Source organism: Nocardioides sp., assembly GCF_964229035.1.
Taxonomy (GTDB): Bacteria; Actinomycetota; Actinomycetes; order Propionibacteriales; family Nocardioidaceae; genus Nocardioides.
Window position 1 is genome coordinate 91,561 of record NZ_CAXRAZ010000001.1, and the last position, 13,833, is coordinate 105,393.

General features: G+C 71.9%; 12 protein-coding genes. 11 read left to right on the plus strand and 1 reads right to left on the minus strand.

From position 1 onward, the window contains the following. Positions 1 to 44 precede the first annotated feature (44 nt). The 11 genes from ACERUN_RS00430 (at position 45) to ACERUN_RS00480 (ending at position 11,777) form a co-directional block, all read left to right on the plus strand. Positions 45 to 1,835, plus strand: a complete 1,791-nt coding sequence (locus tag ACERUN_RS00430; protein WP_370287565.1) for a long-chain fatty acid--CoA ligase — start codon at positions 45 to 47, stop codon at positions 1,833 to 1,835. 214 nt (positions 1,836 to 2,049) lie between these two features. Beyond that, on the plus strand, positions 2,050 to 2,793 hold the full coding sequence (gene cpaB, locus ACERUN_RS00435) for a Flp pilus assembly protein CpaB (protein ID WP_370287566.1): 744 nt from the start codon (positions 2,050 to 2,052) through the stop codon (positions 2,791 to 2,793). 24 nt (positions 2,794 to 2,817) lie between these two features. Beyond that, positions 2,818 to 4,014, plus strand: a complete 1,197-nt coding sequence (locus ACERUN_RS00440) for a CpaE family protein (protein ID WP_370287567.1) — start codon at positions 2,818 to 2,820, stop codon at positions 4,012 to 4,014. Continuing rightward, positions 4,011 to 5,615 carry a CpaF family protein gene (locus ACERUN_RS00445; protein WP_370287568.1) on the plus strand — a complete coding sequence of 535 codons (1,605 nt, stop codon included), beginning with the start codon at positions 4,011 to 4,013 and terminating at the stop codon, positions 5,613 to 5,615. The genes ACERUN_RS00440 and ACERUN_RS00445 overlap by 4 nt, the downstream gene beginning before the upstream one ends. Further along, positions 5,612 to 7,549, plus strand: a complete 1,938-nt coding sequence (locus ACERUN_RS00450) for a type II secretion system F family protein (RefSeq protein ID WP_370287569.1) — start codon at positions 5,612 to 5,614, stop codon at positions 7,547 to 7,549. The genes ACERUN_RS00445 and ACERUN_RS00450 overlap by 4 nt, the downstream gene beginning before the upstream one ends. Continuing rightward, positions 7,549 to 8,466, plus strand: coding sequence for a type II secretion system F family protein (locus tag ACERUN_RS00455; protein ID WP_370287570.1), 918 nt, complete (start codon positions 7,549 to 7,551; stop codon positions 8,464 to 8,466). The genes ACERUN_RS00450 and ACERUN_RS00455 overlap by 1 nt, the downstream gene beginning before the upstream one ends. Before the next feature lie 81 nt (positions 8,467 to 8,547). After that, positions 8,548 to 10,173: a sensor histidine kinase gene (locus ACERUN_RS00460; RefSeq protein ID WP_370287571.1), complete on the plus strand. Its 1,626-nt coding sequence runs from the start codon at positions 8,548 to 8,550 to the stop codon at positions 10,171 to 10,173. Continuing rightward, the gene (locus ACERUN_RS00465; protein ID WP_370287572.1) at positions 10,170 to 10,820 is read left to right on the plus strand and encodes a response regulator; all 651 of its coding nucleotides are present in this window, start codon (positions 10,170 to 10,172) and stop codon (positions 10,818 to 10,820) included. Before ACERUN_RS00460 ends, ACERUN_RS00465 begins: the two co-directional genes overlap by 4 nt. A 255-nt stretch (positions 10,821 to 11,075) precedes the next feature. Continuing rightward, a complete protein-coding gene (locus ACERUN_RS00470) occupies positions 11,076 to 11,279 on the plus strand; it encodes a Flp family type IVb pilin (RefSeq protein WP_370287573.1) in 204 nt (67 codons plus the stop codon). 30 nt (positions 11,280 to 11,309) lie between these two features. Beyond that, positions 11,310 to 11,516 (plus strand): Flp family type IVb pilin, encoded by a 207-nt coding sequence (locus ACERUN_RS00475; RefSeq protein ID WP_370287574.1) that lies wholly within the window; start codon positions 11,310 to 11,312, stop codon positions 11,514 to 11,516. Positions 11,517 to 11,615: 99 nt separating this feature from the next. After that, positions 11,616 to 11,777, plus strand: coding sequence for a Flp family type IVb pilin (locus tag ACERUN_RS00480; RefSeq protein ID WP_370287575.1), 162 nt, complete (start codon positions 11,616 to 11,618; stop codon positions 11,775 to 11,777). Positions 11,778 to 12,224: 447 nt separating this feature from the next. Here ACERUN_RS00480 and ACERUN_RS00485 read toward each other — a convergent pair whose 3' ends face one another. Further along, the gene (locus ACERUN_RS00485) at positions 12,225 to 13,541 is read right to left on the minus strand and encodes a hypothetical protein (RefSeq protein ID WP_370287576.1); all 1,317 of its coding nucleotides are present in this window, start codon (positions 13,539 to 13,541) and stop codon (positions 12,225 to 12,227) included. Positions 13,542 to 13,833 lie beyond the last annotated feature (292 nt).

Consider the following 13,833-nt stretch of genomic DNA (forward strand, 5'->3'; position numbering starts at 1 on the left):
GGCGGGATAGCCTTCGCTCGACCCGAGCCCTGAGAGGAGGCACGGTGCGCGAGTACTCCACGCCGCCCACGCTGCCCGCCCCGACGTCCGGCAATCTCACCGACGACGTCGTGCGCAACGCGGCCGAGGCACCCGGCGCCGTCCAGTTCATGCGCCCGGACCCGGCCACCGACGGCTGGCACGAGGTCACCTGCGCCGACTTCGAGCGCGAGGTGCGCCGCGTCGCGGCCGGCCTGGTGGCCGCGGGCATCGCCGCGGGCGACCGCGTGGCGATCGTGTCGCGCACCCGCTACGAGTGGACGCTGCTCGACTACGCCATCTGGTTCGCGGGCGCCGTCACGGTGCCGGTCTACGAGACCTCCTCGGCCGAGCAGATCCGCTGGATCCTCGAGGACTCCGGTGCGCGCGCCGTCGTCCTCGAGGACGACGGCCACCTCGCCCGCCTGCGTGAGGCCACCGCCTCGCCGGGGCCCGAGCACGTGTGGTGCCTGGCCGACGGCGCGATCGCCACCCTCACCGAGCTGGGCGCCGGGATCGGCGACGACGAGGTGGAGGCCCGGCGCACCGCGGCGGGGCCGGGCGACCTCGCGACCCTGATCTACACCTCCGGCACCACGGGCCGTCCGAAGGGATGCCGGCTCACCCACGGCAACTTCATGGCCGAGCTCGGTGTGGCGGTGCGCGAGCTCGACCATCTCTTCGATGGCGACGACGCCTCCACGCTGCTGTTCCTGCCGCTGGCCCACGTGTTCGCGCGGATCATCCAGATCGGCTGCATCGCCTCCCGCACGCGCCTGGCGCACAGCAGCGACGTCGCCCGGCTGCTCCCCCAGCTCGCCGCGCTCGAGCCGACCTTCGTCCTCGCCGTGCCGCGCATCTTCGAGAAGGTCTTCAACACCGCCTCCCAGCGCGCGACGGCCGACGGCAGGGGGCGCGCCTTCGACCGAGCGGTCGAGGTGGCGATCGCCTACTCCCGCGGCATCGACGCCGGGCGGATCCCGGTGCGGGTGCGCGCCGAGCACGCGATCCTCTCGCGCCTGGTCTACGGCCGTCTGCGCGCCGTCCTCGGCGGCCACTGCCGTTTCGCCGTGTCCGGCGGGGCGCCGCTCGGCGAGCGACTGGGCCACTTCTACCGCGGCATCGGGGTGACGGTGCTCGAGGGCTACGGCCTGACCGAGACCACCGGGGCGGTCACGGTCAACCTCCCCGACGCCCAGAAGGTCGGCACCGTGGGGCGCCCGCTGCCGGGCACCGGCGTGCGGATCGCCGACGACGGTGAGCTGCTCTTCCGCGGGCCGCAGGTCTTCGACGGCTACTGGAACAACGACGAGGCCACGGCCGAGGTGCGCGACGCCCAGGGCTGGCTGCACACCGGCGACGTCGGCGAGGTCGACGACGAGGGCTTCGTGCGGGTCACCGGGCGCAAGAAGGAGATCCTGGTGACGGCGGGTGGCAAGAACGTCGCCCCGGCGGTGCTGGAGGACAGGGTGCGCGCGGCGGCGCTGGTCAGCCAGTGCCTCGTGGTCGGCGACGGTCGACCGTTCATCGCCGCCCTCATCACCCTCGACGAGGAGGCCCTGCCGCTGTGGGCCGAGCAGCACGGCACCAGCGCGAAGCCGGCCGACCTGCTGCAGCACCCCGACCTGCTCGCCGAGCTGCAGGAGGCGGTCGACGAGGCCAACAAGGCGGTCTCGAAGGCCGAGGCGATCCGCAAGTTCGCCGTCCTCCCGCAGGACTGGACCGAGGAGGCCGGCCACGTCACACCCAGCCTCAAGCTGAAGCGGGCCGTGGTGATGCGCGACTTCCGCGAGGACGTCGAGGCGCTCTACCGCTGACCGCCCGCCCTGGCGACGGGGTGACTAGGACCCCCGCCTAGTCCCCCTGGTCCGATCGGTCAGGGTTGCTCGAATCGCTCCACCGTGGCGTTTTTCCTTCGCTAGCGTCGCAGCGCGCCGATGCGGGGAGGGCAGAGGCGCGACAGCGTCCGACGTCGGGTCGGGTGCGTCGAGCGGGGCACCGGGGCCCCACATGGGGAGCGGAGGGCTTCTGGTGGACCGACGGAGACTGTTGCTCGTCGCGGCGGCGGTGATCGCCGCCCTCGGGGTGGCGCTGGTGTTCGTGTACGCGCGCGGTGCCGATGCTCGCGCCGCCGAGCGCTTCGACGCCGTCGAGGTGCTCACCGCCACCCAGCAGATCGCCCCCGGCGAGAGCGTGGACGACGCCCTGACCGCCGGCAAGGTCACGCTGACCCGCGTGGCGAAGGCCCAGATGCTCGAGGGCGCGGGCAAGGACGCCGGCCCGCTGCGCGGCAAGGTCGCCCTCACCACCATCTACCCGGGCGAGCAGCTCGTGCCCGTCAAGTTCGGCGGCGCCGACCAGGTGGAGGCCGCCGCCGTGCTGCCGATCCCGGCCGGCAAGCTCGCCATCTCCATCTCCGTCGAGGACGACGCCCGCGTCGGCGCCTTCATCCGCGCCGGGGCCGAGGTCGCGATCATCCTGACCCGCCCGAAGGACGGCGCCCCGATCGAGAGCCGCGTGCTGCTCGACCGCGTCACGGTGCTCGCCGACGGCGTGCGCACCTCGGTGCCCGACGGCACCGCGGCCGAGGAGGGCAGCGGGAACGCCGCCGACGACGCCACCCTGGGCCGCCTCATCACCGTGGCCGTCAGCCAGCGCGACGCCGAGAAGGTCCGCTTCGCCGAGCGCGACGGCAACCTGTCGATCGCCCTGCTCAACGACGGCAGCACCGTCAAGCGCGACGACGGCGTCTCCGGCTCCAACCTGTTCAAGTGAGCCCCACCCGGGAGGTGAGTGCAGATGCCCGTCCTGGTCGAGACTGACGCGTCCCTGGTCCCCCAGCTGCTGGGGGCCATGCCGACCGGCTCGCAGGCGGTGGGCTCGGTCGACCGCGCGGTGGCCTGGGTCGACCAGCACGGCGACGAGTACGTCGTCGTCCTCGGGTCGTCGGTGCCGCTCGAGGTGGCCCTCGGCACCGCCGAGGAGCTGCGCATCCAGCGCCCGACGGTGAGCGTGGTGCTGCTGCGCGAGCACTTCGACACCGACGTGCTCACCCGGGCCATGCACGCCGGGGTGCGCGACGTGGTCGTGGCCGGCGACGACGAGAAGAGCCTGACGCGGGCCGTCGAGCGAGCGCACCAGCTCTACCAGGCGCTGCGCGGACCCACCGGAGCCCGCCAGCTCGGCCGCATCGTCACCGTGTTCTCGCCCAAGGGCGGCGTCGGCAAGACCACCTCGTCGGTGAACCTCGCGCTCGCCCTGGCCGACGGCGGGGCGCGCAAGGTGTGCCTGGTCGACCTCGACCTCGCGTTCGGCGACGTCGCGATCACGATGCAGCTCTTCCCGACCCACTCGATCGAGCAGGCCGTCGGGGCCGAGGAGTCGGTCGACCTCGCGATGCTCGAGACGCTGCTGACACCTCACGAGACGGCCGCGCTGACCGTGCTGGCCGCTCCGGCCCACCCCGACGTGCGCGAACGCATCAGCCCGCTGCTCATCTCGCGGATCCTGCGGGCGCTGCGCGAGGGCTTCGACTTCGTGGTGGTCGACACCTCGCCCTCCTTCGACGACGCCACGCTGACGGCACTCGACGAGACCGACGAGTGCGTCATCATCGCCACGCTCGACGTGCCCACCCTGAAGAACGTGAAGGTGGCGCTGGAGACGATGGACATGCTGAGCATCGCCCGGGGTCACCGGCACCTGCTGCTGAACCGGGCCGACGAGGAGGTCGGGATCAGCGTCGAGAAGGTCGAGAGCATCCTCTCGATGCCGGTCTCGGCGCAGGTCGCCAGCGCGATGGAGATCGCCGCGGCCACCAACGCCGGCACGCCGATCGTCACCCACAAGCCCCAGCACCCGGCGAGCCTCGCCTACGGCCGCCTCGCTGCAGCCGTGGCCGGCGACCCGGTGGCGGCCCCGGGCGCGTCCGCGGGCGACACCTCCGGCGAGCCCCAGCGCTCGCGCAGCTTCTTCCGTCGCGGGAGGTCCTCGTGAGCAGCCTGTCCGAACGCCTCGCCGCGGCACGGCGTGACGCGGCCGCTGCCGGTCGCCACGCCGGCGCGCCCGACGGCGACACCGAGGGTCCCTCGTCGTCCGCCGCACCTGCGGCGCACGCCGCGCACACGGCGGCACCGGCGCCCTCCTCCCCCAGCGTGGACGACGCCGGCGCGCCGCCCGCGGCCGGCCCCACCGCGGCGGAGGCGCCCGCGGCACCGACCGCACCCGCCGCACCAGGACCGCTGGCCGCTCGCGCCGCTGCGGCCGGAGCAGCGGCGGCCGAGGCCCGCGGCGGCGCGCGCCGCAGCGCCGGCGGTGTCGAGGGCGACCGGATCGAGGAGCTCAAGGGCAAGGTGCACAGCGAGCTGCTCGTGCAGCTGGGGCCCCACCTCTACGACGCCGACATGGACCAGTCGGAGCTCGACGACACCGTGCGCACGGTGCTCAGCGACGTGCTCGGATCGCAGGACCGTCCGCTGAGCGCCGCCGACCGCGCCCGGGTGACCCAGGAGATCACCGACGACATCCTCGGCTACGGCCCGATCGACCCCTACCTGCGCGACCCCGAGGTCTCGGAGGTCATGGTCAACGGCCACGACAGCGTGTGGCTCGAGCGCAACGGTCGGCTCACCAAGGCCGAGGCCTACTTCACCGACGAGGCGCACCTGCGCCGCACGATCGACAAGATCGTCTCGCGCATCGGCCGTCGCGTCGACGAGTCCTCCCCCATGGTCGACGCCCGCCTGCCCGACGGCAGCCGTGTCAACGCGATCGTGCCGCCGCTGGCGATCGACGGCTCGGCGCTCACCATCCGCAAGTTCTCCACCGACCCGCTCACGGTGCAGGACCTCATCAACTTCGGCTCGCTCAGCCCGCAGACGGCCGACTTCCTCGACGCCTGCGTGCGCGGTCGGCTCAACGTGATCGTCTCGGGCGGCACGGGTGCGGGCAAGACCACCACGCTCAACGTGCTGTCGTCCTTCATCCCGCGCGACGAGCGCATCGTCACCATCGAGGACGCCGCCGAGCTGCAGCTCAAGCAGGAGCACGTGGTGCGCCTGGAGTCGCGCCCCTCCAACATCGAGGGCAAGGGCGCGATCACCATCCGCGACCTCGTGCGCAACAGCCTGCGCATGCGCCCCGACCGCATCGTCGTCGGCGAGGTCCGCGACGCCTCGGCACTCGACATGCTGCAGGCGATGAACACCGGCCACGACGGCTCCATCTGCACCCTGCACTCCAACGGCCCCCGCGACACCCTCTCGCGCATGGAGACGATGGTGCTGATGGCCGGCATGGACCTGCCCATCCGCGCGATCCGCGAGCAGGTCGCCTCCGCGGTCGACCTGATCGTGCACCAGAGCCGCTTCAAGGACGGCTCGCGCCGCATCACCCACATCACCGAGGTGGAGCGGATGGAGGGCGACATCATCACGCTGCAGGACATCTTCGTCTTCGACAACACCGCCGGCTTCGACGAGAACGGCCGGGTGCTCGGGCGCCTGCGCGCCACAGGGCTGCGCCCGAAGTTCCTCGAGAAGCTCGCCTACGCCAACGTCGCCGTCGACCCGGCCGTCTTCCGCACAGGTGCGGCATGACGGGCGTGCGGCGACTGCTGGCGGCCACCGGCGCGGCCGCCCTCGTCGTCCTGCTGCCCGTGGGTGCGGCGGACGCCGCCGACGGCCAGATCGCCCACGTGCAGTCGGACGGCCGCAGCCTGCAGGTGCTCGTGTCGGTGCCGGAGGGCTCGGACGTCGACCTCACCGGCGTGAAGGCCACGCTCGACGGCACCAGCCTCGACGCCTCCGCGGAGTCGGCGGCCGACGGGGCCTCCGTGCTGCGCACCACCGTGCTGGCCATCGACACCAGCGACTCGATGGCGCAGGAGGGTCGCTTCACCGCTGCCAAGGCCGCGGCCGCCACCTTCCTGGACGCCGCCCCCGACGACGTCCGCATCGGCGTGGTCACCTTCAACGGTGACGTGGACGTCGCGCTGGCACCCACCGACGACCGGGCTGCGGCTCGCAAGGTGGTCGAAGGCCTGACGTTGGCGGGCGGCACGAAGCTCTACGACGGCGTCGCCGCGGCCGTGCGAGCCACCGGCACCGACGGTCAGCGCAGCGTGTTGCTCATCAGCGACGGCGCGGACTCCGGCAGCTCCGCCCGCCTCGGCATGGTCACCTCGCAGCTGCGCGACGCCGGCGTCCTCGTCGACGTCGTCAGCCTCGGTCAGAGCGGGCAGGCGCTGGCGTCCCTCGGCTCGCTCGCCCGGGCGGGTCAGGGCCAGGTGATCGAGTCGAGCGGCACCGCGCTGGCCGCGACCTTCCGCCGCGAGGCCGACGTGCTCGCCACGCAGGTGCTCGTGAGCGCACCGCTCCCCCCGGCCTTCTCCGGCCAGCAGGCGAGCGTCGAGATCACGCTGCCCACGGCCGGTGAGCCGGTGGTGGCGCGCGCCCTCGCCCCGATTCAGCAGGCGGCGCCGGGCTCAACCTCCGAGACCGACGCCGACACCGCGCCAGCCGCGGCCACGGTGCGTTCCGCGGAGGGATGGACCGCGCCGAGCTGGGTGCTCACGGCGGGACTCGCCGTCCTCGCGCTGGGCGCGATGGGCGTCGCGGTGCTGGCGGTGCCCGGTCGCCCGGCACCGATGACGATCGCCGAGCGGGTGGAGGCCTACAGCCGCACGACGACCCGCACGCCCGAGGTCGTCTCGAAGGCGGCGTCCGAGCCGGTGCTCGACCAGGCCCGCGCGGCCGCGGCCGGGCTGCTGGAGCGCAACCGCGGCTACGACGAGAAGCTGGGCCGCAAGCTCGCCGCCGCCGGCAGCGAGATGAAGCCCTCGGAGTGGCTGCTGGTGCAGGTCGGGTCCGTGATCGGGGCCGCTGTGCTGGGACTGCTCGTCGGCGGCGGCAATCTCGCGCTGGGTCTGCTGTTCGTCGTCCTCGGCGCGCTCGTGCCCGAGATCTTCCTGCGCATCCGGGCCGGACGCCGCGTGAAGGCCTTCCAGGACAACCTGCCCGACGTCCTGCAGATGCTCGCGGGCGCCCTCAGCGCCGGTCTGTCGCTCGCCCAGGCCGTCGACACCATCGTGCGCGAGGGGCCCGAGCCCATCGCCTCGGAGTTCAAGCGCGTGCTCGTCGAGACCCGCATCGGCGTCTCCCTCGAGGACGCCTTCGAGGGTGTGGCGACGCGCTACTCCAGCCGCGACTTCGCGTGGGCCGTGATGGCCATCCGCATCCAGCGACAGGTCGGCGGCAACCTGGCCGAGCTCCTGCTCACGGTGGCCGCCACGATGCGCGACCGCGCCTCGCTGCGCCGCCACGTGCGGGCGCTCTCGGCCGAGGGTCGGATGTCGGCGATGATCCTGTGCGGCCTGCCGCCGGGGGTGCTGCTCTACCTGCTGGCCACCAACCCCGAGTTCTTGCAGCCGCTCTACAGCGACGTGCGCGGCATGATCATGTCCGGCTTCGGCGTCCTGTGGCTCTCGATCGGCGTCTTCTGGATGTCGCGCCTGGTGAAGGTGGAGATCTGATGATCCTGCTGCTCGCTGCCGTCCTGCTCCTCGGCGCCGTGGGAGCGCTCGCCGCCGCCACCGTGCGCGACGAGCGCCCCGACGGCCTGGCCCGTGCCCTCGACGCCCTCGAGAAGCAGGGCGTGAGCGCCGCCGACGTGGACGCCCAGGTCGACCGCTCCTTCTCCGAGCGCGTGCTCGAGCCGTTGCAGGGGCGCGCCCTCACGGTCGGACGACGCATCACCGGCGCCGACCAGGCCGAGAGCATCCGCCGCCGGCTCGACCTCGCCGGCAATCCCCACGGCTGGACGGTCGACCGCGTCGTCTCACTCAAGGTGCTCGGCGCGGTCGGGCTGCCGGTGGCCTTCGTGCTGTACGGCCTGCTGCTCGGCTTCGCGCCGACCACCTTGATCGGACTCGCGCTCGCCGGCGCGGCCATCGGCTTCTTCGGCGCCGACCTCTACCTGTATCAGCGCGCCGCCAAGCGCGCCGACGAGGTGCGGCGCACCCTGGCCGACGCCGTCGACCTGCTCACCATCAGCGTGGAGGCCGGTCTCGGCTTCGACGCCGCCGTGCAGCAGGTGGCGCGCAACACCGAGGGCCCGGTGGCCGAGGAGCTCTCGCGCGTGCTGCGCGAGATGCAGCTGGGCATGTCGCGCAGCGAGGCCCTGCGGGCGATGGGCGAGCGCAGCAACGTCGACGACCTCCACACCTTCGTCGGCTCGATGGTGCAGGCCGACGCGTTCGGCGTGCCGATCGGGCAGGTGCTGCGGGTGCAGTCCTCCGAGATCCGCCTCAAGCGCCGCCAGTACGCCGAGGAGAAGGCCCAGCAGGTGCCGGTGAAGATCATGATCCCGCTGGTGCTCTTCATCCTGCCGTGCCTGTTCGTCGTCGTCATCGGCCCCGCGGTGCTCGACGCGATGGACGCCTTCGGCTGAGCGCTCTCACGGACGCGATTCGACGAAGAACCTGCGCGTCCACACCTCCACGATCGATCGACACGACATAGGCTCATGTCCATGCTCAGCAGCCAGAACTACGCGGTGGTCGGCGCCGCGCGGTTCTTCGCGCTGCTCGCGATCGGCGGCCCCATCCTGTGGGCGCACCAGGAGGAGGGCGTCTTCGCCCTCCTCACCCTCAGCGCGCTCTGGATCTACCAGGGCGTCACCGCCACCCGCCGCGAGCTGCAGCTCGCGCTGAGTCCCACCACCGAGGCCGCGGTCGTCGGCATCGTATGCGCGCTCGCCCTCGACTACTCCCCCTCGATTCTGGCCGCGCTCGTCGTCCCGCCGCTCTACGCCACGGCGACGGCGGGCCTGCGCACGATGGTGCGCACGATCCTGGTCGAGGCCATCACCGTGATCGCCCTCGCCCTCATGTGGTGGGAGGACATCACCTCCGAGCAGTCCGTCTCGATCTTCACCTGGGTGATGGCCGGCATCGGCCTCAGCATGATCGCCAGCGTCACCTTCGCCACTGAGCGCGTGATCGACCCCCTCGCCCCCTACCGCGACGCCCAGCAGCACCTCAAGCAGCTGCTCGACCTCGCCGGCAGCCTCAGCTCGGGCCTCGACGTCGGCGCCCTCGGCGGCGAGCTGCTCAGCGAGGTCAGCGACCGCATCCCCAACCGCGGTCTCGTGCTCTACGTGCCGCGCGGCGAGACCCTCACGCCCGTCGCCTCCACGGTCGAGCTCTCGACCGCTGACAGCGCCGCCTGCGAGACCCTCGCGGGTGACGTGCGGGCGCGCAGTGGGGCCGCCCCGGCCAGCGTCGAGATCGGGCACGGCTTCGCCTTCCGGGTGAGCGAGCACGCGATCGTGGCCGGGCTCCGGCCCGCCGACAGCGACTCCACCGTCAGCCTCGACCTCTCCGCGATGGCCATGGAGCTCGACGACAACGCCGTCAAGCTGGACGCCGCGCTGCTCTTCGCCCAGTTCCGCGATGCCGCCACCGCCGACGAGCGCAACCGCCTGGCCCGTGAGATGCACGACGGCGTCGCCCAGGACATCGCATCCCTCGGCTACATCATCGACGCCCTCGCCGCTCGTCCGGCCGACGAGGCGCAGGCGAAGGCGTTGGCGATGCTGCGCGAGCGGGTGTCGACCGTGGTGGCCGAGGTGCGGCGCTCGGTGATGAACCTGCGCACGAGCATCGGCGAGGCCGAGAGCCTCGGCGCCGCGATCAGCACCGTTGCCCGCCACCTCTCCGAGTCGTCGGGCATCCCGATCCGGGTGCGGCTCGACGAGCAGCCGGCTCGCCTGCGCCCCGAGGTCGAGGCCGAGCTGTTCCGCATCGCCCAGGAGGCGATGACCAACGCGGTCAAGCACGCCCGTGCCACCGCCATCGACGTCCGCTGCCAGGTCTACGCGCCGGAGGCGGTCATCACCGTCACCGACGACGGCGTCGGCCTGCAGTCGGCGCGCACCGACTCGCACGGCCTCAAGATCATGCGCGAGCGTGCGAGACTGATCGGAGCGGACCTCGTCGTCCGCGACAACGCCAGCCGTGGACTCACCGTCTCCGTGGCGGTCAAGATCCCGCGGGCCAGCACCAGCGTCACCAGCAGTGCCAGTAGCAGCGCCAGCAGCACCCGTACGTCCGGCAGCTCGGCTGCCTTCAGCTCCCAGGAGGATGCATCGCGATGAGCGACCAGATCACCGTTCTGCTGATCGACGACCACGAGCTCATCCGCGACGGCCTGGGCGCCGTCCTCGACCTTGAGGACGACCTCACCGTCATCGCGACCGCTGGCTCCGTGGCCGAGGGCATCGCCAAGGCGCGCGAGGTGCGGCCCCAGGTCGTGATCACCGACCTGCAGATGCAGGACGGCACCGGCCTGGACGTCGTCCGCACCCTGCGCAAGGAGAGCGACGAGATCGGTCTCATCGTGCTCACGATGCACTCGGGCGACGAGCAGATCTTCGCCGCCATGCAGGCCGGCGCCTCCGGCTTCGTCGGCAAGGACGCCCCCTCCACCGAGGTCATCAAGGCCGCTCGCCACGCGGCGGTCTCCCCCAAGGCGTTCGTGTGCGCCGGCCTCGTGGGCGCGATGATGCGCCGACAGTCGGCGGAGTCGACCGCGCTCACCGAACGCGAGCACGACGTCCTCCTGCTGCTGGCCGAGGGACTCAATGCCGCCGCGATCGGCGCGAAGCTCTACCTCTCGGAGTCGACCACCAAGTCGCACATCGCCCGCATCTACCAGAAGCTCGGCGCCGCGAACCGCGCTCAGGCGCTGGTCACCGCGATGCGGGTGGGCCTGCTCTCCACGGTGCAGCCCTCGGCGCGCTGAGGGCCCCCAACACCGGCCCGGACGAGGCCCGACTGACGCTGTCGGTCGGGCCTCGTCGGCGTTGGACCACCCGGGGTGGCGGGGCCCTGGGACGGGTCCTCCCCGGGGAGGTTCACGGCTAGTCCGAAGTGACTAACGGCGAGGAGACGACTTCCCGATCCGCCGTGGTCCGTGCGAACGGCAGAGTTCTCCTCGAAGGGGAGACATCCCCGGGGACACGTACGGCACACCTCACTTCCTAGGGAGCACACCCCGATGATCCAGTACCTCACCATCCTGCTCGACGCCCAGATCGCCCGCTTCGACCGTCGCGACGAGCGCGGCGCGACGGCTGTCGAGTACGGCCTCCTGGTGGCTCTCATCGCCGCCGCCATCATCGCGATCGTCGGCTTCCTCGGCACCGACGTGAAGAACGCCTTCGACTCGGTCGAGAACAGCATCGGCGGCAGCCAGGGCTGATCAAGACCTCGAGAACGTTCGGATCTCCAGGTGATCACCTACCTCGCCATCCTGCTCGACGCCGCACGTCCCGAGCGGGCCCGTCAGCGTGATGAGCGCGGCGCCACGGCGGTCGAGTACGGCCTGCTCGTCGCCCTCATCGCCGCGGCGATCATCGCGATCGTCGGCTTCCTCGGCACCGACGTGAAGAACGCCTTCGACTCGGTCGAGAACAGCATCGGCACCGACGCCGGATGATCCCGACCTGACCCACCACCCGCGACCGCGTCGCCCACCTCGGGCGACGCGGTCGCGGCGCGTGCACCTCCTGCTCCCACCCCCTGAACGGAGTCAGCCGTGACCCTCCCCCTCGATGACCTCCTCGCCCACCCCAGCGAACGAGGCGCGACTGCCGTCGAGTACGCCCTCCTCGTCTCGCTCATCGCCGCCGTGATCGTCGGCGTCGTGATCGCCTTCGGCGGCGACGTCGTCAGCCTGTTCTCCACCGTCGACTTCTGACCCGGCGCAACCGTGCCGTCCGGTTGAGCAATCGATGACAGTGAACCGGGGAGTTTCGTGACGGCCGTGGCCGGCCTCCTCAACGACCAGTGGTCAGCCCCGGAACGAGCGGTCGAGGAGGCGCGCTAGCGCCTCCGGCGGTCGAGGAGGCGCGCTAGCGCCTCCGGCGGTCGAGGAGGCGCGCCAGCGCGCAACCGGAACGAGCGGTCGAGGAGGCGCGCCAGCGCCGTCTCGAGACCCGTGTGGTGTCAGGCGAGCAGCGAGCAGGGGGCGTTTCGAGACGGCCGTGGCCGGCCTCCTCCCCGACCGGTGGGTCGCCGGGACCGGTGGGCGCGGAGGCGCGCCAGCGCCGTCTCGAGACCCCCGTGGTGTCAGGCGGCAGTGAGCCCGGGGGCGTTTCGAGACGCTTGCGGAGCAGGCTCCTCAACGACCGGTGACGGGGCGTGGCTATTCGCGCTGGGGGTAGGTGCCGGTGGGTGTGACGAGGAAGCGGTGGCCGAGGGGGCTGGTCCACCGGTAGATGCCGGGCGCGAGTGCGGTGTAGCGCCAGCGGCTGTGGGTCTTGGCCCGGTGGTGGCGTCTGCAGAGTGGGGTGAGGTTGCAGGGGCAGGTGGCGCCGCCCTGGTCGTAGGGGTCGCGGTGGTCGAGGTCGCAGCTGGTGGCGGGGATGGTGCAGCCGGGGAAGCGGCAGGTGTGGTCACGCCAGGTGGTGTGGCGGCGCAGGCGGTCCGGGATCTCGTAGGCATCCACGTGGTCACACCCGGCGAGGTCAACCACAGGGCGCACGGTGATGTGAGAAGCCTGCTGCAACCACTCCCTGATCTGTGCCGTGGCGACGGGGCGGTTGTTGCAGCGCCCCACCGGGTTGTCGCCGGTGAAGGATTCGGGGGTGACGTGGACGACGACCTCGGCCTTCCTGCCCACGGAGGCGGTGATGAGTTCGCCGGTGCCCTCATCGACCGTGGTCAGGTCGAGCTCGAGATCAGCACGCGCCATGTCGCCGAGTGATCTGGCCATGCGGACGTCGTGGGAGGACTCATCGCCGAACTGCGCCCGCGTCGCCGCCCGCCGCTTCGCAGCGGCTTCGAGGTCGGCGGCATCGCCGGCGTCGAGGGTGGCATCGAGGTAGGCGATGCCGTCCGGCGTCGGGTCGGAGAACCGCACCCCCAGCTGCTCGCACTCACGCTGACGCTGCGCCTCAGCCAGCTCGGCGTCGAAACGCTTGATCGCCTCATCGATGAGCCGGTCCAGCTGGGCCCACGACACCTTGTGAGCGGCGAACAGCTGCCGGTCCACGAATCCGGCGGCCTGCGCGTTCAGCTGCACGGTGGCTTCGGCGATCTTCGCGGCTCGCCACGGCGCCAAACGGCCCGCAACGACAGCGGCGTAGACGTGCGGGAGCCGCCACGCGCACTCCAGGATCCGCGCGACGTAACGGCGTCCACCATCCGGGGTGCGGCCCAGCACCGCGACCAGCTCCATGAGCGCGAACTCCGCCACCAACGGCGCGCCGTCACCCGCGAGCCTGACACCGGTGTCGAGGGCGGCGACGACGTCCTCGACCGGCTTCTCAGCCTCGTCGTGGAGGTTGCGCTCTGCCCACGCCACGATGCCCTGCCAGGTGCGGACCTCGGAGGCCTGACGAGCCTGCTCCTCACCCACCAGCACGCCCAACAGCACCGACGATGCGACGCCGTCGAACGGCGCGTGCGGACCGTCGTCCACGCCACCGTTCACGTCGTCGAACCCATCCCCGAGAGTCATATCAAGATGGTGGCACGGACCTCCGACACAACCCGAACATCCCGCAGAACTCTGTGGACAAGCAGGTTCCTAGACAGGTCACCGGGTCTCGAGACGGCGCTGGCGCGCCTCCTCGACCACCAGTAGCGACCACCAGCAGGGACCCCGGCTGGCGCGCCTCCTCGACCACCAACGGGGGCCACCACCGGTGGTTGAGGAGGCCGGCCACGGCCGTCTCGAAGCCCGACCGGTGACAGGTCGCGCTTCGCCAGACGGATCTCGAGACGGCGCTGACGCGCCTCCTCGATCAGCG

Coding starts and splice junctions, on each gene's coding strand:
- ACERUN_RS00440 (WP_370287567.1), top strand. CDS start 2,818: ATGCCCGTCCTGGTCGAGACTGACGCGTCCCTGGTCCCCCAGCTGCTG.
- ACERUN_RS00450 (WP_370287569.1), top strand. CDS start 5,612: ATGACGGGCGTGCGGCGACTGCTGGCGGCCACCGGCGCGGCCGCCCTC.
- ACERUN_RS00455 (WP_370287570.1), top strand. CDS start 7,549: ATGATCCTGCTGCTCGCTGCCGTCCTGCTCCTCGGCGCCGTGGGAGCG.
- ACERUN_RS00460 (WP_370287571.1), top strand. CDS start 8,548: ATGCTCAGCAGCCAGAACTACGCGGTGGTCGGCGCCGCGCGGTTCTTC.
- ACERUN_RS00485 (WP_370287576.1), bottom strand. CDS start 13,541: ATGACTCTCGGGGATGGGTTCGACGACGTGAACGGTGGCGTGGACGAC.
- ACERUN_RS00470 (WP_370287573.1), top strand. CDS start 11,076: ATGATCCAGTACCTCACCATCCTGCTCGACGCCCAGATCGCCCGCTTC.
- ACERUN_RS00465 (WP_370287572.1), top strand. CDS start 10,170: ATGAGCGACCAGATCACCGTTCTGCTGATCGACGACCACGAGCTCATC.